Here is a 25,364-nt window from a genome sequence, read left to right on the forward strand (position 1 = left end):
GAATCCCCGTCAGACCTGGCCGCATATGAAAGATGTGAGTTTGCGATGGTGAAGTCCGCGAGCGTATTTCATCTGCATGTCGTTTAAATGACATACAGCCGACGTTATTTTGCAATCAGAAGCAATTCGTAAATAGTTACATCTTTCTGTCAAATTGCCTTGCCAAACTTTCGCCCACGGTCATCCGTGTAAGGAGTTCAGATGACCCGTCCCCAACGCGAGAGAGAGAAACCACATCAAATGAACAAGAAACTGATCTGCGCGACGCCTATCGCGATCGCAGCAGCGCTAAGCCTGTATGCGTGCGGCGGTGACAAAGTCAACGAACCGGACATCACGTCGATCAAGAATGTTGTGGTGATCTACGCGGAAAACCGCAGCTTCGACAACCTGTACGGCAACTTCCCGGGCGCCAACGGTCTGCAGAACGTGACGGCGACGAGCGCCACGCAGGTGGATCGCAACGGCACCGTGCTCGCGACGCTGCCGCAGGTGTGGAACGGCTTGACGCAAACCGGCGTGACGCCGGTGGTCACGCAGGCCATGACGGCGAATCTGCCGAACAGCCCGTTCGCCATCGACGACCCGAAGGGTTTCAACACGCCGATCACGGCGACGACGCGCGACCTGTACCACCGCTTCTACGAGAACCAGATGCAGATCAATGGCGGCAAGAACGACAAGTTCGCCGCGTGGGCGGATTCGGGCGGTCTCGTGATGGGCCACTACACGCTCAACGCCGACAAGCTGCCGCTGTGGAAGATCGCCCAGCAGTACACGCTCGCCGACAACTTCTTCATGGGCGCGTTCGGCGGCTCGTTCCTGAACCACCAGTGGCTGATCTGCGCGTGCACGCCGACTTATCCGAACGCCGACAAGAGCGTGGCCGCCGGCTCGATCTCGTCGGTGGAGAGCGACGGTGTCACGCTGAAGCTCGCGTCCAACTCGCCGGCTTCGGCGCTGAGCGGTCCGCCCAAATACGTGAATTCGGGCAACCTCACGCCTGACTTCTACGCGATCAACACGATGCAGCCGCCGTATCAGCCGAGCGGCAACAAGCCGGCGAGCGGCGGCGACGCGAATTTCGCCGATCCGACCCAGGCCACCACCCTGCCGGCGCAGACGCAGCAGCATATCGGCGATCTGCTGAACAACGCGAAGGTGTCGTGGGCATGGTACGGCGGCGCGTGGGGCGCTGCGGTGTCGGCGGTGCAAAACGGCACGTCGAACGTGATTTACGGCGCGAATCTGACGGCGCCGAATTTCCAGCCGCATCACCAGCCGTTCAACTACTTCGCCGACCTGGCGCCGGGCACCGCAAACCGTTCGCAGCATTTGCTCGACGGTGGCCTGGCCGGCTCCGAGTTCATCAAGGCGATCGACAGCGGCACGCTGCCGCAAGTGTCGTTCTACAAGCCGCAGGGCAACCTGAACGAACATCCGGGCTACACGGACGTGGCGTCGGGCGACCAGCACATCGCGGACGTCATCTCGCATCTGCAGAAGAGCCCGCAGTGGAACAACATGGTGGTTGTCGTGACGTACGATGAAAACGGCGGCTTCTGGGATCACGTGTCGCCGCCGAAGGCCGACCGCTGGGGTCCGGGTACGCGTATTCCGGCGCTGATCATCTCGCCGTACGCGAAGAAGGGTTACGTCGATCACACGCAGTACGACACCACGTCGATCCTGCGCTTCATCACGCACCGCTTCTCGCTGCCGACGCTGCCGGGTATCGCGGCGCGCGACGCCGCGCTGGTCAGCAACGGCGGCAAGCCGATGGGCGACCTCACGGCTGCATTGAACATCAAGCAGTGAGCGAGAGGCGCAACTTGTCCGAGATTGGACGGAAGAGGTTAAGCGTTAAGCAACAGTCCGCCTGAGGGTGAGACTTTCACGGGGCAGCTTCGGCTGCCCTTTTTTATGGCTGTGCCGTGAACGCCGGGTCCGACGCGTTTTCATGAGCGGCGTATGCTTCGAACCAGGCCGCGATCGCCTCGTCGATCGCGGCTCGATACCTTCCGCAACACGTTGCAGGCTTGCCCACATTCAGGAGTTCAACAGCATGACTGAAAGAACCATCAAGGTGCCCGGTCCCGACCATCCGATCACGGTCGAGCCGTCCAACGCGCGCGTGGTCGTGACCGTCGCCGGCAAGGTGATCGCGGATACCCTCAAGGCGCTCGTGCTGCGCGAAGCGTCGTATCCGCCGGTGTATTACGTTCCGCGCAACGACGTCGAGATGACGCTGCTGGAGCGCACCGATCACGCGACCTACTGTCCGTACAAGGGCGATTGCGCGTACTACAGCATTCCGTCGGGCGGTGAAAAGACAGTCAATGCGGTGTGGACTTATGAGTCGCCGTATGCGGCCGTGAAGGAGATCGCGCAACATCTGGCGTTCTATCCGAACCGCGTCGACTCGATCGATGTGAAACCGGCGCAGTAACAGTCGCGCGTGGCGCGGCCGGGCGAATGGGCTAGCGCCTGTCGCGCGTCATGAGTTGGCGCTTGTGTCAGCCCTTGTCCCGGGTTTCGATCAGTACCGCACAGGGCGACCGTTCGATGACTTCTCCACTGGTCGAAGGGTTCGCCCAGCGGCGCAGCCGTGACAAATGGTGATGTCCCATCACAATGACCTCCGCGTTCAGCAGTCGGGCTTGTTCGACGACGACATCGGCCGGACGATTTCCCGCGCACAGGTGCTGTTCCACCGTGAGATTCCGGTCGGCAAGCTGTGCGCCTGCGGCAGTCAGGACGGATTGTGCGAAAGATGTCTGCGCGTATGCGGACGGGTAGGTCTGGCCGTCGGGCGCGACATCGCTTTGGCTACCGGGCGGCAACAGATAGGAAGGGTCGACGACGCACAGAAAGTGTACGGTAGCCGTCCCTGACGCCGCGACGCGACTGACCAGGTCGATGACGTGGACGCTCTGGGGCGAGCCGTCCAGCGGAACGAGGAGGATGTTGAACATGGCTGGAGATAAGGTCAATGTGATGCGACGCGTGTCGCCTTCGGCCGCTCGCATGGCCTATCTAACAGTAGGCGAAAAGCTTAGAACTTTGAATTGGTAAGTGACGGCTGAGCGAGACATAACTCGACGCGTGATCGGACATTGAAGGAGCATGCGGGAGATTTTTGCTCTCTACTTTTCGCATGAATTCTGCCTCGTCACGGTGCATGCGAGAACCAGGCGCGACACGTGTTTCTACGCGCTCAGTTGACCCCGAAGGAGAAGAGCTTTCAGCTTAAGGTCGATCTCGACTCACCTTACTCAAGGGTCACTCTCAGATCGGGGGCCGACGCCCTGCACGAAGAAATCTGGCAGCTAGCCAGGTCGCGAATTACCCTGGTAACAGCTTGAGTTTATTGGTACGGCAGGAGGGACTCGAACCCCCCACCCTCGGCTTAGAAGGCCGATGCTCTATCCAGCTGAGCTACTGCCGTATTGAACTGAGGCGATGCAGCCGCGTACAACGTGCATCGCCCGCAATGAGATCCTGCTCTCGGGTATTGGAACCTGTGGCTCTGCAAGCAACAGGGTTCGTGGGATACCGAAATTCTAACTGACCGTGCCGTAGACAGGAAATCCACTCCGACGCGTGCGTGGCAGACAATCTGCGCGTCACACCGGCCGCCGCACGTCAGGAAACGGGCCACCAAACAAACAGGCCCGGCAAGCTGAGCCGGGCCCGGATTATAACCGATCGTCCCCTGCCCGCCAGCGCACGCTAGCGGACATGGTGAACGCCATCAGACCGTCTGCGGATGGAGCATGAACCAGCCGAGGAACACGATACCGGCGATCACGCAATATACGCCGAACGACGCCAGACGTCCGCGGCCTTCGAAATAGCGCATCAGGAACCGCACGCTGAGATAGGCCGCGATCGCGGTCAGCACGCCGCCGAGCAACGCATCGGCGAGTTGGCCCGGCGCATGGAACAGCTTCGGCAACTCGAGCACGCCTGCCGCGAAAATAATCGGCGTGCCGAGAAGGAACGAGAATTCCGCCGATTTTTCCGCCGTGAGGCCAGCAGCGTTGCCGGCAATCATCGTCAGGCCGCTGCGGGAGAAACCCGGAATCAACGCGCCGATCTGCGCAAGACCGACAAAAAACGCCTGACCGAAACTCAGCTTCTCCGGTGCCTGATGCGCGCGCGAACGCTGCAGGCGATCGCCGAACCACAACAGCACGCCGTTGACGATCAGTGCGATTGCGACGATCCGCAAGTCGTGAAAAAGCCGTTCGAGCCGCTTTTCCAGAATCAGTCCGACCAGACCCGCCGGAATGGTGCCGATGATGAGCGCCCACATCATGTGCGCGTCGTCGTTGCGACGGCCGCCGAACGACGCGAAGAAACCGCGCACCAGCGCGCACCAGCGTTTGCGGAAGTACCAAAGCAGCGCGAGCGCCGTGCCGAGATGCAACGCGACGAGGAACGGCAGCAATTGCGGCGCGTGTTTGTCGATATGCATGCCGAACAGGGCGGGCACGAGCAGCGTATGGCCGAGGCTGCTCACCGGAAACAGTTCGGTGACGCCTTGCAGCACGCTCAGGAAAATGAGAAACGACAGGTTCACGCGGGGCGTCCTTGTAAGGAAAATGTCGGGGACAAGCGCACCGGATAAGGAATCCACGGGCGCCTCAAAGCGCACCGATTATGCCTGGCTGCAATGTCAGCGCCAAGCGTTTGAACCGCATTCGGGGAAATATTGTGCGTTGCGTCACAACTCGAAACCGTTGTTACGCCGCAGAAAAAGGAGCGGGCGCCGCGAACGGCCGCCCTGTGGGATCAGCGAAATGACGTGAAACGAACCGCGCGGTACGCGGTAGAAGAAGCCGTGTCCAATAGCCCGACGCCTCTGACGGGCAAAGCCAGCAGGCGTGGAATGCCTGGATCAGCGTTCGAGCTTGTAAAAGAAGTAGACCGTGCTTGCTGCGAACATGCCGAACAACGTAACAGCCATTGCCATTGCGAGATCCATACAGCCTCCTGAGGCAGTCTCGCCCGGTCGTCGAAGTTACCGGGCAGTCAGACGAATTATCGGCAAGGATAGCCTTGCGGCGACACCCGCAATTTCCCCAGAAGGGTTTCCCCGTAGCGGAAAGCAGCGCAAAATCATTCTCTCGCGCGGCGCCGCGCGGCAAATTCCGACGCGCGTACGCCAGGATGGCGCCGTCTCCGGCCATGCCGGATCTGCCTTCAACCTCTTACTCATCAATCCATCGACCATGCCCCTCTCCCCGCAACAGGACATTCTCGAGATCACCCAGGACGCCTCCGTGCTTCGTTTCGCGCCGCAAGCCGGCGGCAGACTGATGTCGTGGACGATCGGCGGCGAAGAAGTCATCCATTGGCCGGAGCACGCCGACTGGAGCCAGCCGGCGCGGATTCGCGGCGGCAATCCGCTGCTGTTTCCATTTCTCGGCCGGCATCGTGTCGACGGCAAGATCGGTTTCTGGCGTGACGCTCAGGGCACGGTGCGCGAACTGCCGATGCACGGCTTCGCCCGCGACCTGCCGTTCGAAGCCCACGCCGACGTGCACGGCGCCGGCCTGCGCATGATCCTCACCGACAGTGAGGCAACCCGCGGCGGCTATCCATTCGGCTTCCGTTTCGAGGCCGCCTACGACCTCGTGGATGTGCATACGCTCGACGTCACGTTCACCACCACCAATACCGGCGATACGCGCCTGCCCTACTACGCCGGCCATCACTTCTACTTCACGCTGCCGCACACGCAGCGTGGCGAGACCTCGCTCGAACTGCCGCGCACGCAACGGTGCTTTCAGCAGGAAGACGGTTCGATCAGCGCCGCCGAGCCGGGCGAAGCGCGCTATACGCTCGACGAGGCGCGCATCCATGACCGCTTCCATTGCCTCGTCGGCACACCGGATCAACCGGTGCGGCTCGTCGCGCCAGGCCTCGACCGGCTCATCACCATCGACCTGCAACGGCCGGGCTCGGTGCCCTGGTACGCCGTGACCACGTGGACCGAAGCACCGGAGTCGGACTTCTACTGTGTCGAACCGTGGCTCGGACTGCCGGACGCGATTCACAACGGCTTGGGTCTGCGCTGGCTCGAAGCGGGGCAGACAGAGGTCGCGGCGCTGCGCATCAGCGTGGCCAGGCTGGGTTGATTGCGGGGATTCCAGACTAAGCGGCGTGGTCGGCTTTAAGGCGAATTTCGCTGCATTTCGCCGCAGCCTGCGCCGCGCGTGCCTGCCTCGCAGCCCGCTTTTCGCGTGCTGCAGCGCAAAACCGTTAGAATCGAGCGATTTGTATCTACCTGCCGCGTGATCGGGATCGGCGCGCGGCAGCGCTTTGCGAGGTCCAATGGTTAACACAACAAGAATGATGAAACGGCTCGCCTGCGCGTCGTTGGTGGCACTGCTCGCCGCGTGCGGGTCGGCGCCGGTGGAGCCGGGCTTTTATCGGGTGGAACGGGGCGATACGCTGTCGAAGATCGCGCGCAGTAGCCGGCAATCGGTGCAAAGCATCGTGCGCTGGAACAATCTGACCAATCCGGACAGCATCGAGGTCGGCCAGGTGCTGCGCGTCGCGCCGCCGGGTGGCGCCGCATCGACCAGTGGCGCGGTACGCAGCAGCGGAAGCGGCAGCGCTTCGGCCACGCCACGTCCGGCCCCGGTCGATAGCGCACCGTCCGCGCCGCCGGCTTCGACGATCTCGCTGGTATGGCCGGCCGACGGCACGGTCATCCGGCGTTTCGACGGCGGCAGTTCGAAGGGCATCGATATCTCGTCGGCAGCGGGCACGCCCGTCGTTGCCGCGGCGCCCGGCACGGTGGTGTACGCCGGTAACGGTTTGCGCGGCTATGGCAATCTGCTGATTCTCAAACACAACGCCGAGTATCTGACCGCCTATGCCCACAACCGCGTGCTGCTGGTGAAGGAAGGCGAGTCGGTCACGCGCGGCGAGAAAATTGCCGAGATGGGCGACACCGATACAGACCGCGTGATGCTGCACTTCGAACTGCGCTATCAGGGCCGCTCAATCGATCCGTCGCGGGCTCTGCCGCCACGCTAGACGCTGGCTGAGGGGTTGGTACGGGCTGTCTCGCCAGCGGGCGCTCCCAGCCCGCTGTGCCGCCCGCGTGGTGTCGCGCCGCGTACGCCGCCTATTGCCGGGCATGCGTTCTGCAACGGCGGCCGCGGGAACCCGGCGTGTTATAAAACGCTCAATCAGGACACGACGTGGCTTCGCGTCACGTCTTTCTCCGTCTATCTGTAAGGAATCTGTATGAAGAGCGCATTTGCGTCCGTCGCGACGGCTGCGGCGATCGGTCTCGGCCTGCTGACGCTGGGCAGCCTCGGCGGCTGCTCCAGCACCACCACCATGACCTACCTGCCTAGCGGCGACACCGGCTTTGCAATCAACTGCAGCGGCAGCGATGCAAGTTCGAGCTGGGCCGAGTGCTACAAGCAGGCGGGTCAGGTCTGCGGCAACTACGGCTACGACGTCGTTTCGAAAGATGTCGACAACGGTGCGACCGCGGGCGGCACGGTGGGCGGTATTTTCGGTGCGAACGTGAAGAACCGTTCGATGGTGGTTCGCTGCAAGCAATAACGACGACGCCACGCGCGCCGCAGCCGAGCTAGCGGCGGCGCCAGCGTCCTGAGCGCGGATCGATGCGCGCGGCGAACGCGACCAGGACGCCGAGCGCGAGCGGGCAGATGCCGAGAAAAATGATTAGCGCGGTCATGCTCGTGCAAGGAAAGGTAAGCTTTCATGATCCACTGCACATGTGAACCAGTGGTGACTCGGACGTAGCGCGGCAAGAAAAAAAGCCCGGCACGAGGCCGGGCTAACGGGGGTTCGGCGCATATCGGCAAAGGACCGGTTCACCATGCGCCAGAACGAAATCTAACAATCCCCTTTTACAAGCGCAATATATTAATTTCGCAGTCAGTGTGATGCGGCGTACGGATTCCGCGCTATGTGAACGGGAAAAGTCGGAATCATACAGGCTAAATGCGCCCGCCGTTTCAACATGAAACGCTTTAAAGGGCGCGAGTCGAAACCCGATATTACCCGCAGAACCGGGCGAGGCAAGGGATCCGCCAGGAAACGACCCGAAAAGCCTGAGGAAAGGCCACTGGCGGATTTCTGCTAACCTATCCAGCATGATTCGGACGCTTTACGTACTGCGTAGCTTTAGTGCGCCACCGCACTCTTTCGCATTATTATCCGATATTGACCGACTTAATCAAAGTAGCCGGCTTCTTTTCAGCAATTCGCAAACAGCGTAAATATCAAGCGATTAAATCCGCCGACAAATTACAGCAGTGAAAATGGGCTGGCTTAATTGATTCGACCATTCGAATGATAAGCATCAGCATCCAATCGTTCAAGCAGGCCGATTGGCTAAAATCGGCCAACTTGAGGGCTCGCTCACACGACTCGCAAACCCAGCTCGGTGACGAGCACGGCCGCCTGAGCATGCGAGATCGTCGCGCCCTTGAAGAGCGCAGCGTCCACCAGCCGCACGCCGCTGAGGTCGGCTTCGCGCAGGTCCGCGCCGTCGAAGCGGGCGCCCTTCAAATGGGCATCCTTCAGGCTGCCGCCGTCGAAGATCGCTTCACGGAAGTCGACGCCGGCCAGGTCGGCATCGGAGAAATCCAGTTGTTGCAGGGTGGCTTTGCGAAACGACAGGCCGCGCAGGTGCGCGCCGACCAGCAGCGTTTCGACGAAGCTCAAACCCAGCGCCGTGCACGCTTCGAAATTGGCGCCGGTCAGCTTGCAGCTATGAAACGACGCCGAAGCCAGCTTGGCGCGTCGCCAGCCGGTATTGTTGAGATCGCTCGACTGAAACGCCGCGTCGACCAGATCGGCCGACGCGAAATCCGCCTCGCGGCCGCGGCAACGGACCCAGCGGGTATGCGAGAGCGTCGCGCCGAAAAACGACGTCTCGACGATCGTGCAGCGATGAAACTCGGCGCCGCGCAGATCGAGACGCGACAGGTCGACGCCTTCGAAATCGCAGTCCGTGAAATGAAGCGGCGCTTTATTGCCGGCGAGGCTTGCCGCGATGAGCCGTTCCACCTCCGCGCGCGTGAGCGTGGCGTCGGTCACGACGTGAGCTTGCGCGGCCGAAGCCGGCGCCGTTGAATCCAGTGACATGAAGGTTCAGAATGAATTTCGCAGGACCCATAGCCTACCGGAGCGCGCGCCGCACTGGCGGCCCGCGCCGATGGTTTATAGTAACGGCCCCGCCGGAACCCCCTTACGATGACTTCCAACGACGCCACCCATAGCCCGCTGTACGCCAAGTTGCTTGCCGAAACCGCCAAGATCGGCTGGGTCGAACTCGAACGCTTCTTTGCGCGCGGCATTCTGCTGCGCGTCGCGCGCGACCTCGATCTGGTGAGCGTGGCCGAAGCCATCGCCAGCGACGACACCACGCAGGTCACGCAATGGCTGTCCTCCGGGCTCGTCGAGCGCGTGCAGGCGGAAACCGCCGCGGACTTCGCCGAGCGCGACCCGGATCTCTGGGCCGTCGTCGTCTCCCCCTGGGTGTGCGTGCAGGAACGCAGTTGAGCGAAGCCGCGCGCGACGCTGACACGTCGGCAGCGGCACCCGCTGTTCCCGTGCACTGGCACCGCCGGGTGCTGGCGCTGGCGTTTCCCATCGTTCTCGCCAATCTGACACAGCCCATTCTCGGCGCGGTCGACACCGCTGTGGCGGGCCATCTGGACGGCGCGTCGTATCTCGGCGGCGTGGCGCTCGGCGGCCTGTTCTTCAACTTCGTGTTCTGGGGCTTCGGCTTTCTGCGCATGGGCACGACCGGTCTGGTCGCGCAATCGCACGGTGCGGATAACCAGGTCGAACTGCGCAACAACGTCGTCCGCGCACTGTTGCTGGCGGCCGCGATCGGCGCCGTTGTGCTGGCGCTGCAAATGCCGCTGATCGATTACGGACTGCGCGTGATCGGCGGCAGCGACGCGGTGCAGCGCAACGCACGGCTGTACTGTCACGCGCGCATCTGGGCCGCGCCGCTCGCCCTCGGCAATTACGTCGTGCTCGGCTGGCTGCTCGGCACTCAGCAGGTGCGGCTCGCGCTGCTCTCGCAGGTGTTCATCAACAGCGTGAACATCGTGGCCGTGATCCTGTATGTGCACGGCTTCGACTGGGGCGTGTCCGGGATCGGCGCGGCCACGGCCACCGCCGACGCGCTCGGCTTCGTGCTCGGCGCCGCCCTGCTCTGGCACGGCAGGCCGCGCGGCCTGCCCGCGTTGAATCGCGCCGCCTTGTTCGACGCGGCGGCGCTCAAGCGGCTCGTGGTGCTCAATCGCGATATCTTCGTGCGGACCTTGTGCCTGCTCTCATCGTTTGGCTGGTTTGCGCACCTGGGCGCGAAGCAAGGCGATGCCACGCTCGCGGCCAACGCGCTGCTGCTCAATTTTCAGACGTTCATGGCCTACGGACTCGACGGTTTCGCGCACGCCGCCGAAGCGCTGGTGGGCGCAGCGATCGGCGCGCGGGACCGGCACGCGTTCACGCAAGCGATCAAGGTGACGGCGTTGTGGTCCACGCTCGGCGCGCTGGGGTTCTCGCTGGTGTACTGGGGCGCGGGCTCGTGGATCGTCGAACGTCTGACGGATCAGGCCGCCGTGCGCGCCACCGCCGAACTGTATCTGCCGTGGGCCGCGCTCTCGCCAGTGGTGTCCGTGTGGGGCTTTCTGCTGGACGGCGTGTTCATCGGCGCGACTCGTACGCGCGAACTCATGATGTCGATGGTGGTGTCGTTCGCGCTGTTCGTGGCGGCGTCGTGGGCCCTGCTGGCGCTGTACGGCAATCACGGCTTGTGGGCCGCGATGCTGCTCTTCATGGCCCTGCGCGGCCTCACGCTCGCGCGCTATGTGCCGGGCGTCGTGCGCGGCATGGCGGGCGCGGCGGCTTGAGCGCGCGGGCTTGCCCATTTCGCATCGCGGCACCCGGTTACGGCTTGAAACAAGCGCATACAAGTCACGCGCGACGCTCGCCCTAGAATAACTTCAGCCCGCGCTCTCCGCGCGAACAGTCTGCGCGGGTCAGAAGCGCCGGCGTGCCCGCGCCGGGGCTTCGCCTCTGCTTTTCGTCACCGTTGCCGGAGCCGTTATCAGCCGCTGCTCAAGGCGAGACCGGTGGAGGCACCATCGTGGGCGGACGGCTGTCGGTGGGCACGCCGTGGTAGTCGGCCGGATCTTGCGGCGGAGGGCCGCCGTGATGGCCCGACGGACCATTCGCACAACCGGCAACGCCGGCAACCACCAGCAACGCAATCATCGAAACGCGGATCATAAAAGAGTCTCTCGAAACAGAATGAAAGAGCGGCTTACCCGCGGCGAGCGGGCAAGCGCGAGCGCCTGGAGTCTAACCGCAAAGCGCATTCCGCGCCGCCGCGCCGACCCGCGTAACCCCTCCCCCATTTGGTTGCGCGTGACCTACTATAAAGTCACGGTCGCGTCTCATAGGAGGCTGCCATGGATGCTGAAACGATCGCGGGTCTGGTTGGACTTGCAATAGGTCTGCTCGTGTTGCTCGTGTTGTCGATCTACGAATCGAGAACCTATCGGCGCGAACACGATGGCGAAGGCATGGTGCACCATTGGCTGACTCATCAGCACATGCCGCATTGGATGCGTCGCCGGCACTGAACGGAAATGCAGGTGCCAACGGCGCCTGCACACAGTCCGAGCGGTTGAAGGATTGATGCGCCGTATTTCACGTGCGAGTCCGCGCTCGCACATCGACTCCTTGCGCGGTGACGCCTGCGGCTGTCCACTGTAACCGCGCAAGTTTCTCCTGGCTGCCCTTTTCCTGACGCGTCGCTGGTCGCGACCGAAGCATCCAGTCGCCCGCCATTTCCCTTTCCGCCCAAATCTGCTTTAGGCACACGCCTTGCTGCTGGTAGGCGTGCAGGAAGCGCGCGGCTTGCGCGTCGAGCGTCCCGGCGCGTATGCGCCGAACCAACCAGACTAACTGGCTCAGGCCAGACAGGGAGAACTCGAATGACCATTGGAACCATACTGCTTATCGTGCTCATTCTTCTGCTGATCGGCGCGTTGCCGAGCTGGCCGTACAGCAGCGGCTGGGGCTATCGGCCGACCGGCGTCGTGGGCGTCGTGCTGATCATCGTGATCGTGTTGCTGCTGATGGGTCGCATATAACGCCGCCGACTCGCGCACTCGACCCGCCGTTTTGCTCCGGTGCAATTCGTGATTGACTCTGGCACCCAATGCCACGTAGAATCTCGGATTCGTCGGAGCGTAGCGCAGCCTGGTAGCGCATCTGATTTGGGATCAGAGGGTCGAAGGTTCGAATCCTTTCGCTCCGACCACGAAAAGCAACACGAAACCCGCGTAGCCTCCGGCTTCGCGGGTTTTTGCTTTTTGGGCTTTTTCAGGCTCGCGGGCTCTCGCCTGCGATATACCGGCGTGCTTATACGGTTACCCCGAGCCATTGCCTTGCGGCCCAACGAGTCCACGTGCGACAGTGACTGAAACTTGGCGCAGGCCTGATCGGGCCCAAGCGCCGCAAGCACAGTGAAGGAGACACGCATGGATCTGATTCTCTGGCGTCACGCCGAAGCCGAAGACTTCGCCAGCACCGACCTGGCGCGAGCGCTCACCACCCGAGGCCGCAAGCAGGCGCAAAACGTCGCCAAATGGCTGCGCACCCGCCTGCCCGACGACGCCGTCGTGCTCGCAAGCCCTGCTGTGCGTACCATCCAGACTGCCGAGACGCTGAGTGATCAATATCGCGTAGTACGCGAACTCGCGCCCAACGCAAGCGCGGACGACGTGCTCAACGCCGCAGGCTGGCCCAAAGGCATCGCGCAAACGGTGGTGATCGTCGGCCATCAGCCGACGCTCGGCCACGTCGCCGCCCGGCTGCTCGGCAATAGCGACGCGAGCTGGCCGCTGAAGAAAGCGGGCGTGTGGTGGATCGCAAGCCGCGAGCGCGACGGCGACGACCAGGCCGTGCTGCGAGCCGCCATGACACCCGATCTGGTCTGAGCCGGATTCACTTCAACCAGGCGGGGGTTGCACCCCTAAAAACCCACGCGTCACACGAAACGGCGCCGAAGCAAGCAAACCGATTACACGCATCACCCACAGCGCCGGGACCTCACCATCCCGGCGCTCGCATCGCCCCCACCCGTTTCCTCAATTCCCACCTTTCGCGCGGAAACAACACTCGTCGTCCCCGCTTGCGATATTACAAGCCGCGGGCACGCAGCTTACGGGCAGTCATCCAATCGTCATGGGTTTGCCATGCGAGCGTCACCAGGCGTTACTACATTGGCGAAAAAAGAAATCTCCCTTTTTTCGACCAGGACCCCCCATGCGAGAACTGCCGACGCCTACCCTGCCCCTCGCTTCGATCTTCGAGTCGCGCCGTCTGCCGCGCGCCGAGGAAACGGTCACCGCCCAGCATCGCCTGCAAGTCACGTGGGCTCGCACCGACGAAGAACTGCGCGAAGCCCAGCGTCTGCGCTACCGCGTGTTCGCCGACGAAATGGGCGCACGGCTGACGGGCCCCGCGGGTCTCGACGTCGATTCGTTCGACGCCTACTGCGATCACCTACTGGTTCGCGATCTCGACACGTTGAAAGTGGTCGGCACGTACCGCGCGTTGCCGCCGCATCAGGCCGCGCGTATCGGCCGGCTGTACGCTGAAAGCGAGTTCGACGTGTCGCGTCTGACGCACCTGCGCGCCAAGATGGTCGAAGTGGGCCGTTCGTGCGTGCACCCCGACTATCGCAGCGGCTCGGTGATCATGTCGCTATGGGCCGGCCTTGCCGCCTACATGAAGCACAACGGCTATGAGACGATGCTCGGCTGCGCGAGCGTGGCGATGGTCGACGGCGGCCACTACGCGGCAAATCTGTATTGCTCGCTGCGCGACAGCGCGCTGACCGCGCCGGAATATCGCGCGTTTGCGCACACGCCGCTGCCGGTCGATGAACTGCAAACGGGCGCCGAGGTGGCGCCGCCGCCGCTGGTGAAGGGGTATCTGCGTCTCGGCGCGAAGATTTGCGGCGCGCCGGCATGGGATCCCGATTTCAATACCGCGGACTTTCTGACGCTGTTCCGCTTGTCCGATATCAATGCACGTTACGCTCGCCACTTCCTCGGCGATGCGCTGCCGCGCTGAGCGGATTCGCGTGCAAGACGCGCTGTGACGCGCGTCGGCGAAGCAAAAACAAGCGGCCGCAAAAAAGCCCGGCACCGGCCGGGCTTTCTCATTCATTCGCAGTGCGCCATGCGCAAGGCTTCATTCGTCCGTATAAACCACGCGATACGGAATGCCGACCTTCTCCCACTCCGCGGCTTCCTGAATCAGGCTGTAGTCGGTCAACGGATTGTTGGCCACCCACTCGTTCGGCAACCGCACCTCGTAACCGCCGTTGACCTGTGTCACCGAGATGCCCGGCAAGCCGACGTCGGCACGCCGGCGGCACAGCAGCGCCGCGAGCCGCAGACAGAACAGCAGCGGCCACTCCACTTCGCGCGTTTGCGATAGCTTGCCGAGCTTGCCCGCATGACCGAGCACGAGCGCGGCAAGCCGCGCCTGATCGGTGCGCGAAAAGCCCGGCATGTCCGCGTTGCTGGCGATATAGGCCGAATGCTTGTGATACGCGCTGTGCGAGATCGACAGACCGATTTCGTGCAACGCAGCCGCCCAGCCGAGAAACATGCGGTTTTCGACGCGGCGTTCTTCGTCGGGTTCCTCGAACTGTTCGTAGAAGCGCACCGCGAGTTCGCCGATGCGCCCCGCCTGCGCGCGATCCACACCATAGCGGCGCATGAAGCCTTCCACCGTGACCGTACGCATGTCTTCGTGCTGCGAACGGCCTAACAGGTCGTATAACACGCCGAGGCGCAGCGCGCCGTCCGTCGTGTCGACGTAATCGACACCCAGTTCGTCGAACACCGCGATCATGATCGACAGGCCGCCGGCCAGCACCGGAATGCGATCGCCCTTCAACGCGACGAGCTTCAGCCGGTTGACGTTCTCCGCCTTGATCAGCGCGCGCTTGAGGCGTTCGAGCCCGCCGCGCGAGATGCCATGCGTGACGCCTGGATCGTTGAAGTTATTGGCCTCCACCAACTCGGCCAATGCGCGCGCGGTGCCCGACGAGCCGATCGCCTGCTCCCAGCCGGTCTTCTTGTACTCGGCGGAAATGATCTGGATTTCGCGGCCCGCGGCGAGTTCGGCCTGGCGCATCGTGTATTCGTCGACGTTGCCGGCAGGGAAAAACGCCCGGCTATGACTCACGCAGCCGATATACAGGCTCTCCATCTTGATGGGCGTGTAATGCGAGCCAATGATGAATTCCGTCGAGCCGCCGCCGATATCGACCACCAGACGTTTGCCCGGACTCGCGGGCACGGAGTGTGCAGCGCCCGCGTAAATCAGGCGCGCCTCTTCACGCCCGGCGATCACTTCGATCGGGAAACCGAGCGCGGCTTGCGCCTCACCGAGAAATTCGCCGGCATTCTTGGCGATGCGCAATGTATTGGTAGCGACCGCGCGAACGTGATCGGGATGAAAGTCGCGAAGACGCTCGCCGAAACGCTTGAGCGCGTCCCAGCCGCGCACCTGCGAAGCTCGGTCGAGCATCTTGTCGCGCGACAGACCGGCGGCCAGACGCACCGGCTCACGCAAGGCATCGACCTGGTAGATCTGGCTGCCGGCGTCAGTTTCCTCGACCCGGCCGACAATCAGCCGGAAGCTGTTCGAACCGAGATCGACGGCGGCGAGGAGTTGCGGAGTATTGACCATCGAGTAAGCGGACTCCATGCGCGCGAGCGCGGCGGCGTTGGATGCGGGAAACGCTCCGTGTCCATCGGGTGCCCTGGGCGCCTGACGGCCGGCCGCGCGGTTCAAAGACGCCATTCTAAGCGTACCGGGCCTCACGATGTCACCTCGCAGCAATGGGGGTGGCCGATGGTCCCATACAGACTGCGTCATATTGACGACACGCGGCGATTACGGCGTAGAATAAAAAATCGAAAATGTCATAACAACGTCATCATACTGTGAGAATTTCCGAGCGTCTTTCCGCCTCTCTTCCTGACATTCCATTCTCGCTGCCGATGTCCATCCGCTACCCCTTATTGAATCGCGAGCTGGGCATTCTGGGTTTCAACGAGCGTGTGTTGGCACAAGCTGCCGACCCAGCCGTCCCTTTGCTCGAACGCCTGCGTTTCATCTGCATCACCAGTAGCAATCTCGACGAATTCTTCGAAGTCCGCATGGCCGGGCTACAGGAACAGATGCGCGACAACCCCGGCGCGCTATCGCCGGACGGCATGTCGCTGCAGCACGTGTACGACCTCGTGGTCGAACGCGCGCAGAAACTCGTGCATCGCCAGTACACCATGCTGCACGACACGGTGCTCACCGCGCTCGAAGCAGAAGGCATCTATTTTCACGGCACGGAAGCGTGGAACGAAGCGCAGACCGAATGGGCGCGCAACTACTTCTTCGACGAACTGTTGCCCGTGCTCACGCCGATCGGCCTCGATCCGGCGCATCCGTTTCCACGCGTGCTCAACAAGAGCCTGAACTTCGTCGTGGAACTGGAAGGCAAGGACGCGTTCGGCCGTCAGGCGATGATGGGCATCGTGCAGGCGCCGCGCGCGTTGCCGCGGCTCGTGCGCATGCCGCAGGAACTGTCGGGCTACCCGCATGGCTTCGTGCTGCTGAGCTCCCTGTTGCAACGCTTTGTCGGCGAACTGTTTCCGAACCTCGTGGTGCGCAGCTGCAACCAGTTTCGCATCACGCGCAATAGCGAACTGTTCGTCGATGAAGATGAAATTACCAATCTGCGCGTCGCGTTGCAGGGCGAATTGCCGGCGCGGCATCTGGGCAACGCGGTGCGGCTCGAAGTGTCGGCGGAAACGCCCACGCATGTCGTGCGGCGCCTGCTCGACGAAAGCGGCCTGTCCGACAAGGATTGCTACTACGCCGACGGCCCCGTCAATCTGGTGCGGCTGATGCAATTACCGGAGATGGTGGACCGCCCCGATCTGAAGTTCGTGCCGCACATCCCCGCGATTCCGCCGCAGGTCGCCAACAGCGCCAGCATGTTCGACGTGATCGATCAGGGCGACGTGCTGCTGCATCATCCGTACGAAAGTTTTCAGCCGGTGCTCGAACTGCTGCTGCAGGCGGCCAAAGATCCGAACGTGGTCGCGATCAAGCAGACCATCTATCGCACGGGCACCGATTCGCCGCTAATGGACGCGCTGATGCAAGCGGCGCGCAACGGCAAGGAAGTCACGGTAGTAGTCGAACTGCTCGCGCGTTTCGATGAAGAAACCAACATCAACTGGGCCTCGCAGCTCGAAGCAGTCGGGGCGCACGTGGTGTACGGCGTGGTGGGCCACAAGTGCCACGCGAAGATGATGCTGATCGTGCGGCGCGTGTCGGTGGGCGGCAAGACCACCCTCAAGCGCTATGTGCACCTCGGCACCGGCAACTACCACCCGCGCACGGCGCGTCTTTACACCGACTTCGGTTTGATGACCGCCGACCAGAAAATCTGCGAAGACGTTCATCACGTGTTCCAGCAACTGACCGGCATTGGCGGAGAACTGAAGCTGCACGAGTTGTGGCAATCGCCGTTCACGCTGCATCCGAAACTGGTCGAAGCCATTCGCGCCGAAGCCGAGCATGCGCGCGCCGGCAAGAAAGCACGCATTGTCGCGAAGATGAATGCGCTGCTCGAACCCACGGTGATCGCCGAGTTGTACGAGGCCGCGCAGGCGGGCGTCAAAATCGATCTGATCGTGCGTGGCGTGTGTTCGTTGCAGCCAGGCGTCGCGGGGCTTTCGGAGAACATCACCGTGCGCTCGATCGTCGGGCGCTTTCTCGAACACCACCGCATCTTCTATTTCTACGACGGCGGCAAGGAGCAGGTGTATCTGTCGAGCGCCGACTGGATGGACCGCAATTTCTTCCGGCGTGTTGAAGTTGCCTTTCCGATCAACAACCGGCGTTTGAAGCGGCGTGTGATCGCTGAAGGTCTGTCTGCGTTTCTCGGCGACAATCAATCCGCGTGGCTGATGCAAAGCGACGGCCATTACCGGCGCCGCCGGCCGGGCAAGTCCTCGCGCAACGCGCAGATGAGTCTGCTGGGGAAATTCTGTTCGTAGCGTGAGTGACTGCGCCCGCCTCGGCGGGCCGCCAACAAAAGTGGCACGCGTAAAAAAGCCCGCTATGTGCGGGCTTTTCTTCATTCCGATGCGGCTACGCTCAAACCGGCGCCGGTTGCCGGCGCGCCGTGCGATACACCGGAAAACGCACGGTGAACGTGCTGCCTCGCCCTTCCTCGCTCTTCACATCGAGCTGTGCATCGTGACGTTGCAGCACATGCTTGACGATCGCAAGACCGAGGCCCGTGCCGCCGGTATCGCGCGAACGGCTGCGATCGACGCGATAGAAACGCTCCGTCAGCCGCGGTATGTCCGCAGAGGGAATGCCGAGTCCGCTGTCCGTCACCGAAAATATCGCATTGCCGCCCTGCGCGTGCCAAACCACTCTGATCGCGCCACCGTCCGGCGTATAGCGGATCGCGTTCGTGACGAGGTTGCCGAGCGCGCTGAGAATTTCCGTCTCGACGCCGGTGACCGTCAGCCCTTCGTCGGCATCGAATGTGATCTTGTGATGATCGCTCGACAGGCTTTCCGCGTCGTCGTGCAAATGCCGCAACACCGCGCGCATATCGATCATCTGATCGCTCGGCGGCTTGTTGTCGCCTTCGAGTTTGGCGAGCACGAGCAAATCGTTGACGATGTGGCGCATGCGCGAAGCCTGCTGCTCCATCAGTTCGAGATAGCGCGAACGTTCGCCTTCGCTCAATGGCAACTCGCGCATGGTCTCCAGAAAACCCGAGAGCACCGTGAGCGGCGTCTTCAGTTCATGCGAGACATTGGCGACGAAGTCGCGCCGCATTGCATCCGTGCGTTCGAGCTCGGTGATGTCTTGCGACAGCACCAGTTTGCGATTCTCGCCGTACGGAAACACCTGCACCGACAGCACGTTCTGCCGCTTGTCGCCCATGCCGCGCATGATCAGCATTTCTTCGTAGCGATGCGAATTCAGATAGCGCACGAAGTCCGGCTGGCGCACCAGATGTGTGATGTGCTGGCGCAGGTCGCGCTTCGCATCCAGGCCGAAATGGAGTTCGGAGATCGCGTTGCACCACTCGATCTGGTCGTGATCGTCGAGCATCGCCACACCGTTAGGCGAGGCCTGGATCGCCTGAATAAAGCGCGAGTGCTGTTGCTCGACCGAGCGCACCTGGGCATGCCAGCGCTTCGCGAGCTTGTGCAGACGGTAGTAGATTTCGCCCCAGATGCCGGGGGCGCTCGGCACTTCGCCGTAAACCGGCGCGTCGAGCAAACGCCACAGGCGCTGCTTATGAAAGGTGCTGAAAAGGCTCTGCGCGAGCAGCATGACGATCGCGAGGACGAGCGCCGCCTTGACGTTCACGAGTGCGCCGACCACCACGCACAGAACAGCCAGCAGCACGACCGACACGATGGAGCGCGCCCAGATGATGTTCATGGTCTAGCGATCGAAGAGAAAAGCCTATGCGCCGGGATGAAAATCGCGGCGCCTATGGTTGCGAACAGACGTACCCGACGCGGGCGGCGCAACGCCGCTAATGCGCGCCTCAGGCGCTCTTCGCAAGCCGGTAGCCGCTGCCGCGTACCGTCTCAATCATAGCATCGCACCCGGCGGGCTTGAGTGCCGCGCGCAAGCGCTTGATATGCACATCCACCGTGCGCTCTTCGACGAATACGTGATCGCCCCACACCTGATCGAGCAGTTGCGTGCGGCTGTGCACGCGCTCCGGGTGCGTCATGAAGAAATGCAGCAGACGGAATTCCGTCGGACCGAGATCGAGCTTGATCTCGCTACCTTCCGCATGCGCGGCCACGCGGTGTGTGGCCGGATCGAGCTTGAGGCCATTGATCGCGACCACGTCTTCGGTCAACTGCGGGGCGCGGCGGCGCAACACCGCCTTGATGCGCGCCATCAGTTCCTTCGGCGAGAACGGCTTGGTGACGTAGTCGTCGGCGCCGATTTCGAGGCCGAGCACCTTGTCCTGCTCGTCGCCGCGCGCGGTCAGCATGATGATCGGGATATGCTTGGTGCGCTCGTTGTTGCGCAGATCGCGCGCGAACGCAATGCCCGATTTACCCGGCAACATCCAGTCGAGCAGGACGAGGTCCGGCAATACGTCGCTGATCAGGTTCTGCGCCTGCTCCGCGTTGTACGCGCGAATCGGGCAGTGTCCGGCGTGTTGAAGATTGACCGAAATCAATTCGGAAATGGCGGGCTCATCTTCAATGACGAGAATGCTGCTGGGCATCGGCACCTCTGGTCCTTATATCTGGATTAACTGAGTGCTTCGCGCTCGAGCGCGTCGCGCGACTTGTGCCGCACGTCCGTACCCTTCACGATGTAAATGATGAATTCGGCGATGTTCTTCGCGTGGTCGCCGATCCGCTCAATCGCCTTGGCGATAAACAGGAAGTCGAGGCCCACCGAGATCGAACGCGGATCTTCGGTCATGTACGAAATCAGCTTGCGCACGAAGGCGCGGAATTCTTCGTCGATCGCTTTATCGTCACGAACGATCTGTGCGGCAGCGACCGTATCGAGGCGCGCGAACGCGTCCAGCGCGCGGCGCAGAATCGACACCGCCATCTCGCCCGACAACTTGATTTCAGCGATGTTGATGGTGCGCGACGCGCCGTCTTCCATCAAACGCTTGGTGCGCTTGGCGATCTTTTCGGCTTCGTCGCCGGCGCGCTCGAGATTCGTGATGGTCTTCGAAATCGCGATCAACAGACGCAGGTCACGCGCGGCCGGCTGACGGCGCGCGATGATGTTGCTGCACTCTTCGTCGATGTCCACTTCCATCTTGTTCAGACGCTCTTCCGCGGCGATCACCTGTTCGGCGATGTCGAGATCGAATTCGTTGAGCGCCTGCATGGCCTTGACGATCTGCGATTCGACCAGGCCGCCCATTTCGAGCACCTTGGAGGAAACCAGATTCAGGTCGGCGTCGAACTGGCTGGACAGGTGTTTGTCGGACATGTCGTACTCCCTTATTTGTTCGGCGTGTTAACCGAAGCGGCCAGTGATGTAATCCTCGGTTTCCTTGCGGACCGGCTTGATGAAGATCTTTTCGGTGTCGCCGAATTCGATCAACTCGCCGAGGTACATATAGGCAGTGTAGTCCGAACAGCGGGCCGCCTGTTGCATGTTGTGCGTGACGATCACCACCGTGTAATCGCTCTTCAATTCGGCGATCAGTTCTTCGATACGGCCCGTCGAAATCGGGTCCAGCGCCGAACACGGCTCGTCGAGCAGGAGCACTTCCGGACGGATCGCGATACCGCGCGCGATGCACAGACGCTGCTGCTGGCCGCCCGACAAACCGTAGCCGCTCTGGCCGAGCTTGTCCTTCACTTCGTTCCACAGCGCGGCCTTGGTCAGCGCCCATTCCACGCGGTCGTCCATCTCCGAGCGCGGCAGCGTTTCGAACATCTTCACGCCGAACGCGATGTTGTCGTAGATCGACATGGGAAACGGCGTCGGCTTCTGGAACACCATGCCGATCCGTGCGCGCAGCAGCGAAATATCGCGCTTGGAGGTCAGCAGGTTTTCGCCGTCCATCAGGATCTCGCCTTCAGCGCGCTGTTCCGGATAGAGCGCGTACATCTTGTTCAGCGTACGCAGCAGCGTGGACTTGCCGCAACCCGACGGGCCGATGAACGCGGTCACCTTGCCTTCGGGAATCTGCAGATTGATGTTCTTCAGCGCGTGATACTTGCCGTAGAAGAAGTTCAGGTCGTTGATCTCGATCTTCGGGCGCGACGGCGCCTGCGACTGGCCGCTCTGGGCGGGATCGAAACCGGCGGGCGCGGTAGGACGCGCGATCGGATTGAGTTGAGTTTCTGCCATATTCATCGGATTACACTCCGCCCTTACTTGTTCGAGAAGATCGTGCGCGCGAGGATGTTGAGTCCCAGCACCGCGAGCGTGATCAGGAAGACGCCGGCCCACGCGAGCGATTGCCACTGCGCGAACGGGCTCATCGCAAACTTGTAGATCGTGACCGGCAGGTTCGCGACCGGCTGGCCCATGTCCATCGAGAAGAACTGATTCGACAGCGCCGTGAAGAGCAGCGGCGCGGTTTCGCCTGCGATACGCGCCACGCCGAGCAGCACGCCGGTGACGATACCCGCGATGGAAGCCTTCAGCGTGATCGACAGCACCATCTTCCACTTCGGCGTGCCGAGTGCGAAGGCTGCTTCACGCAGTGCGTTCGGCACCAGTTTCAGCATGTTTTCCGTGGTGCGGATCACGATCGGGATCTGCAGCAAGGCAAGCGCGAATACGCCGGCCCAGCCGCTGAAGTGGCCCATCTTCGCCACCACCAGCGCATAGACAAACAGGCCGACCACGATCGACGGCGCCGACAACAGAATGTCGTTGATGAAACGCGTGACGCTCGCGAGCCAGCCCTTCTGGCCGTACTCGGCGAGATAGACGCCAGCCAGAATACCGATCGGCGTGCCGACGAAAGTCGCGAGTGCGACCAGCATCAGACTGCCGACGATCGCGTTGGCGAGACCACCGCCATCGGTGTTCGGCGGCGGCGTCGATTGCGTGAACAGCTCGACCGACAAGCCGCCGATACCCAGGCGCAAGGTCGTGTACAGAATCCAGATCAGCCACAGCAGACCGAACGCCATCGCGGCGAGCGACATGGTCAGCGCAACCGCGTTCTTCATGCGGCGGCGGCCTTGCAGACGCACGCGCATTGCTTCGAGCGCGACGGCGTCGTTCGAACCCGGCATATTCAAAGTGGGCTGGCTCATTTCGCGCCCTCCCCTTTTTCGAGGCGAAGCAGCATGACCTTGGAGATCGCCAGCACGATGAAGGTAATCACGAACAGAATGAGGCCGAGTTCCATCAGCGCCGACGTATGCAGGCCCGGATCCGCTTCGGCGAATTCGTTGGCGAGCGCCGACGTAATGCTGTTGCCCGGCGAAAAGAGCGACACGTTGTCGAGCAGATTCGTATTGCCGATCACGAACGTGACAGCCATGGTCTCGCCGAGCGCGCGGCCCAGACCCAGCATCACGCCGCCGATCACGCCGCTCTTCGTAAAGGGCAGCACGATCTTCCACATCACTTCCCACGTCGTGCAGCCGATGCCGTATGCCGATTCCTTCAACAGGACCGGCGTGACTTCGAACACGTCGCGCATCACCGAGGCGATATACGGAATGATCATGATCGCGAGAATCACGCCCGCGCACAGGATGCCGATGCCGATCGGCGCGCCCTGAAACAACGCACCGACAAACGGAATGCCGCCGAGCACGACGCCGAGCGGTTTTTCAAAGTACGTCGCGAAGATCGGCGCGAACACCAGCAGACCCCACATGCCGTACACGATCGACGGAATCGCGGCGAGCAGTTCGATCGCGATGCCGAGCGGACGGCGCAGCCACGCGGGCGCGAGTTCGGTCAGGAAAAGCGCGATGCCGAAGCTGACGGGCACCGCGATGATGAGTGCAATGATCGAGGTGGCGATCGTGCCGTAGATCGGCACCAGGGCGCCGAATTGCTTGCTGGGTGGATCCCAGTCGGCGGTCCACAGGAAGCTGAGGCCGAATTGCTTGATCGACGGCATGGACGCGACGATCAGCGAAACGATGATGCCGCCGAGCAGCAGCAAAGTGATGATGGCGGCGAAGCGCGCGAGACCGCCGAAGATCACGTCGCCGGCGCGGCTGGGCGCTTTCTGCTGCGACGCGCTGCCGGGCGGGGTCGACCTGCTCGCGCCGGACGCTAATTGGATATCGGACATGAGAGCCTGATGGACCTGTTTCCAGTTGCCGTACGACACGTGTCGTGCGGCCGGTAATGCCGGGGGTCAAAGCCATTGGCCGTCCTCACATGAGGACGGCCAATGTGTTACGTACTGCCGGTGCCGGGTGCTTTGCTCATTGCCGCACCCGTTGCTTCGCTTACTCGGCGATTGCCTTGCCCGAAGCGTCCTTCACCTTTGCCTTCCATTGCGTGCGGATTTCCGCGACGACCGAATCCGGCAGCGAGATGTAGTCCAGATCGTTTGCGGCTTGCGTGCCGTTCTTGAACGCCCAGTCGAAGAACTTCAGCGTTTCGGCGCCTTGCGCCGGCTTGTCCTGCGCCGTGTGCAACAGCACGAACGTCGCGCCGACGATCGGCCATGCGTTCTTGCCCGGCTCGTTCGTCAGGATCTGATAGAACGACTTCGACCAGCCCGCGCCTGCTGCCGCTGCCTTGAAGGTCTCCGTCTTCGGCTCGACAACCGTGCCCGTCGAGTTCTTCAGCGCGACATACGTCATGTGGTTCTGCTTCGCGTACGCCCATTCCACGTAGCCGATTGCGCCCGGCAGACGTTGCACGAAGGCCGCGACGCCGTCGTTGCCCTTGCCGCCCGTGCCCGTCGGCCAGTTGACCGTCGAACCTTCACCGACCTTCGACTTCCAGTCTGCGTTGACCTTCGACAGATAGTTCGTCCAGATGAAGCTGGTGCCCGAACCATCGGCGCGGCGAACCACGGCGATGTCGGTATCCGGCAGCTTGACCTTCGGGTTCAGCGCAACGATCGCCGGATCGTTCCACTTCTTGATCTTGCCCAGATAGATGTCGCCGAGCACTTCGCCCGACAGCGTCAGTTCAGCCGGCTTCACGCCCGGCACATTGACGACCGGCACCACGCCGCCGACCACCGTCGGGAACTGGAACAGGCCTTCCTTGGCGAGTTCGTCGTCCTTCAGCGGAGCGTCCGAACCGGCGAAGTCGACGGTCTTCGCGACGATCTGCTTCACGCCGCCCGACGAGCCGATGCCTTGATAGTTAACCTTGCCGCCGCCCGACTTCTGATACGAGTCGGCCCACTTCGTGTAGATCGGTGCTGCGAAGGTGCTGCCCGCGCCGGTGATGTCTGCGGCTTGCGCTGCGATCGCGAAAAGCGCGCCAGCGACGCCAGCGAACACGGTTTGCATCAATTTCATGAGACCTCCAAAGGTGTGAGCGGTGTGAGCGTGTAAGACGAACACCGCGAAGCTTAGGGTCTCTTTGTGACAGTAACGTGACTTAACGTGAAACGGATGTGACAGTAAGATTACACGGCTGAAAGCCGATTTGTCAGGGAAAACCTGATCTTCCGGCGAAAGTCGTGACGCTCTTTAGATTAGTCGAAGAAAGATGGGGCGCGAACGTTTGCGAGTGCGCGTTCGGGAAAAAGATGCGGCGTGGGTCGTGCG

The 25,364-nt window shown here is 62.2% G+C and carries 24 protein-coding genes and 2 tRNA genes; 13 read left to right on the top strand and 13 right to left on the bottom strand.

What is annotated here, in order from left to right; all coding sequences use genetic code 11:
* Positions 1-240 precede the first annotated feature (240 nt).
* Both B0G81_RS19825 and B0G81_RS19830 read left to right on the top strand, forming a co-directional pair.
* On the top strand, positions 241-1,818 hold the full coding sequence (locus tag B0G81_RS19825) for an acid phosphatase (RefSeq protein WP_134138085.1): 1,578 nt from the start codon (positions 241-243) through the stop codon (positions 1,816-1,818).
* Positions 1,819-2,065: 247 nt separating this feature from the next.
* Positions 2,066-2,449 (top strand): DUF427 domain-containing protein, encoded by a 384-nt coding sequence (locus B0G81_RS19830; RefSeq protein ID WP_134138086.1) that lies wholly within the window; start codon positions 2,066-2,068, stop codon positions 2,447-2,449.
* 67 nt (positions 2,450-2,516) lie between these two features.
* On the opposite strand, the gene B0G81_RS19835 is transcribed toward B0G81_RS19830, so the two are convergent.
* From B0G81_RS19835 to B0G81_RS19845, 3 genes are all read right to left on the bottom strand, one after another.
* Positions 2,517-3,029, bottom strand: a complete 513-nt coding sequence (locus tag B0G81_RS19835) for a universal stress protein (RefSeq protein WP_243856553.1) — start codon at positions 3,027-3,029, stop codon at positions 2,517-2,519.
* Positions 3,030-3,371: 342 nt separating this feature from the next.
* Positions 3,372-3,448 (bottom strand) — tRNA-Arg (locus tag B0G81_RS19840).
* Positions 3,449-3,754: 306 nt separating this feature from the next.
* Positions 3,755-4,585 carry an undecaprenyl-diphosphate phosphatase gene (locus B0G81_RS19845; RefSeq protein WP_106283690.1) on the bottom strand — a complete coding sequence of 277 codons (831 nt, stop codon included), beginning with the start codon at positions 4,583-4,585 and terminating at the stop codon, positions 3,755-3,757.
* Between the two features lie 652 nt (positions 4,586-5,237).
* On the opposite strand from B0G81_RS19845, the gene B0G81_RS19850 reads away from it, so the two are divergent.
* The 3 genes from B0G81_RS19850 (at position 5,238) to B0G81_RS19860 (ending at position 7,593) form a co-directional block, all read left to right on the top strand.
* Positions 5,238-6,146 (top strand): aldose epimerase, encoded by a 909-nt coding sequence (locus B0G81_RS19850; RefSeq protein WP_134138087.1) that lies wholly within the window; start codon positions 5,238-5,240, stop codon positions 6,144-6,146.
* A gap of 196 nt (positions 6,147-6,342) precedes the next feature.
* Positions 6,343-7,053, top strand: coding sequence for a peptidoglycan DD-metalloendopeptidase family protein (locus B0G81_RS19855; RefSeq protein ID WP_134138088.1), 711 nt, complete (start codon positions 6,343-6,345; stop codon positions 7,051-7,053).
* Positions 7,054-7,266: 213 nt separating this feature from the next.
* Positions 7,267-7,593, top strand: a complete 327-nt coding sequence (locus B0G81_RS19860) for a hypothetical protein (RefSeq protein WP_134138089.1) — start codon at positions 7,267-7,269, stop codon at positions 7,591-7,593.
* An 825-nt stretch (positions 7,594-8,418) separates the two neighbouring features.
* On the opposite strand, the gene B0G81_RS19865 is transcribed toward B0G81_RS19860, so the two are convergent.
* A complete protein-coding gene (locus B0G81_RS19865) occupies positions 8,419-9,147 on the bottom strand; it encodes a pentapeptide repeat-containing protein (RefSeq protein ID WP_134138090.1) in 729 nt (242 codons plus the stop codon).
* 108 nt (positions 9,148-9,255) lie between these two features.
* Between B0G81_RS19865 and B0G81_RS19870 the strand changes: the two genes are divergently transcribed.
* On the top strand, positions 9,256-9,564 hold the full coding sequence (locus B0G81_RS19870) for a DUF2288 domain-containing protein (protein WP_134138091.1): 309 nt from the start codon (positions 9,256-9,258) through the stop codon (positions 9,562-9,564).
* Positions 9,561-10,928 carry an MATE family efflux transporter gene (locus B0G81_RS19875; protein ID WP_134138092.1) on the top strand — a complete coding sequence of 456 codons (1,368 nt, stop codon included), beginning with the start codon at positions 9,561-9,563 and terminating at the stop codon, positions 10,926-10,928. The genes B0G81_RS19870 and B0G81_RS19875 overlap by 4 nt, the downstream gene beginning before the upstream one ends.
* A 208-nt stretch (positions 10,929-11,136) precedes the next feature.
* On the opposite strand, the gene B0G81_RS43745 is transcribed toward B0G81_RS19875, so the two are convergent.
* The gene (locus B0G81_RS43745) at positions 11,137-11,307 is read right to left on the bottom strand and encodes a hypothetical protein (protein WP_166679041.1); all 171 of its coding nucleotides are present in this window, start codon (positions 11,305-11,307) and stop codon (positions 11,137-11,139) included.
* A gap of 182 nt (positions 11,308-11,489) precedes the next feature.
* Between B0G81_RS43745 and B0G81_RS43750 the strand changes: the two genes are divergently transcribed.
* The 5 genes from B0G81_RS43750 to B0G81_RS19895 all read left to right on the top strand — a co-directional run bounded on the left by B0G81_RS43750 (position 11,490) and on the right by B0G81_RS19895 (position 14,166).
* Positions 11,490-11,663, top strand: a complete 174-nt coding sequence (locus B0G81_RS43750) for a hypothetical protein (RefSeq protein ID WP_166679042.1) — start codon at positions 11,490-11,492, stop codon at positions 11,661-11,663.
* Positions 11,664-12,017: 354 nt separating this feature from the next.
* Positions 12,018-12,176 (top strand): DUF3309 family protein, encoded by a 159-nt coding sequence (locus tag B0G81_RS19880; RefSeq protein ID WP_106283697.1) that lies wholly within the window; start codon positions 12,018-12,020, stop codon positions 12,174-12,176.
* A 93-nt stretch (positions 12,177-12,269) separates the two neighbouring features.
* Positions 12,270-12,346, top strand: a tRNA-Pro gene (locus B0G81_RS19885).
* 220 nt (positions 12,347-12,566) lie between these two features.
* Positions 12,567-13,025, top strand: coding sequence for a histidine phosphatase family protein (locus B0G81_RS19890; RefSeq protein ID WP_106283715.1), 459 nt, complete (start codon positions 12,567-12,569; stop codon positions 13,023-13,025).
* A 328-nt stretch (positions 13,026-13,353) separates the two neighbouring features.
* A complete protein-coding gene (locus tag B0G81_RS19895) occupies positions 13,354-14,166 on the top strand; it encodes a GNAT family N-acyltransferase (RefSeq protein WP_106283716.1) in 813 nt (270 codons plus the stop codon).
* A gap of 120 nt (positions 14,167-14,286) precedes the next feature.
* Here the strand turns inward: B0G81_RS19895 and ppx are convergent, their stop codons facing one another.
* A complete protein-coding gene (ppx, locus tag B0G81_RS19900) occupies positions 14,287-15,912 on the bottom strand; it encodes an exopolyphosphatase (RefSeq protein WP_106283717.1) in 1,626 nt (541 codons plus the stop codon).
* Positions 15,913-16,112: 200 nt separating this feature from the next.
* On the opposite strand from ppx, the gene ppk1 reads away from it, so the two are divergent.
* The gene (gene ppk1 / locus B0G81_RS19905) at positions 16,113-18,176 is read left to right on the top strand and encodes a polyphosphate kinase 1 (protein WP_106283718.1); all 2,064 of its coding nucleotides are present in this window, start codon (positions 16,113-16,115) and stop codon (positions 18,174-18,176) included.
* A 100-nt stretch (positions 18,177-18,276) separates the two neighbouring features.
* Here ppk1 and phoR read toward each other — a convergent pair whose 3' ends face one another.
* The 7 genes from phoR to pstS all read right to left on the bottom strand — a co-directional run bounded on the left by phoR (position 18,277) and on the right by pstS (position 25,112).
* Complete coding sequence (phoR, locus tag B0G81_RS19910; protein ID WP_134138093.1) at positions 18,277-19,590, bottom strand: phosphate regulon sensor histidine kinase PhoR; 1,314 nt, start codon at positions 19,588-19,590, stop codon at positions 18,277-18,279.
* Positions 19,591-19,699: 109 nt separating this feature from the next.
* Positions 19,700-20,401 (bottom strand): phosphate regulon transcriptional regulator PhoB, encoded by a 702-nt coding sequence (gene phoB / locus B0G81_RS19915; protein ID WP_006051991.1) that lies wholly within the window; start codon positions 20,399-20,401, stop codon positions 19,700-19,702.
* 26 nt (positions 20,402-20,427) lie between these two features.
* On the bottom strand, positions 20,428-21,132 hold the full coding sequence (gene phoU / locus B0G81_RS19920; protein ID WP_106283720.1) for a phosphate signaling complex protein PhoU: 705 nt from the start codon (positions 21,130-21,132) through the stop codon (positions 20,428-20,430).
* A 27-nt stretch (positions 21,133-21,159) separates the two neighbouring features.
* Entirely contained in the window at positions 21,160-22,008 is an 849-nt protein-coding gene (gene pstB, locus B0G81_RS19925) for a phosphate ABC transporter ATP-binding protein PstB (RefSeq protein WP_106283721.1), read from the bottom strand.
* Positions 22,009-22,025: 17 nt separating this feature from the next.
* The gene (pstA, locus tag B0G81_RS19930) at positions 22,026-22,922 is read right to left on the bottom strand and encodes a phosphate ABC transporter permease PstA (RefSeq protein WP_106283722.1); all 897 of its coding nucleotides are present in this window, start codon (positions 22,920-22,922) and stop codon (positions 22,026-22,028) included.
* Positions 22,919-23,920, bottom strand: coding sequence for a phosphate ABC transporter permease PstC (gene pstC, locus B0G81_RS19935; RefSeq protein WP_121307444.1), 1,002 nt, complete (start codon positions 23,918-23,920; stop codon positions 22,919-22,921). Before pstC ends, pstA begins: the two co-directional genes overlap by 4 nt.
* A 160-nt stretch (positions 23,921-24,080) precedes the next feature.
* Positions 24,081-25,112, bottom strand: a complete 1,032-nt coding sequence (gene pstS / locus B0G81_RS19940) for a phosphate ABC transporter substrate-binding protein PstS (RefSeq protein ID WP_134138094.1) — start codon at positions 25,110-25,112, stop codon at positions 24,081-24,083.
* Positions 25,113-25,364: the final 252 nt, after the last annotated feature.

The sequence above is a fragment of the Paraburkholderia sp. BL6665CI2N2 genome, from assembly GCF_004366535.1.
GTDB lineage: Bacteria > Pseudomonadota > Gammaproteobacteria > Burkholderiales > Burkholderiaceae > Paraburkholderia.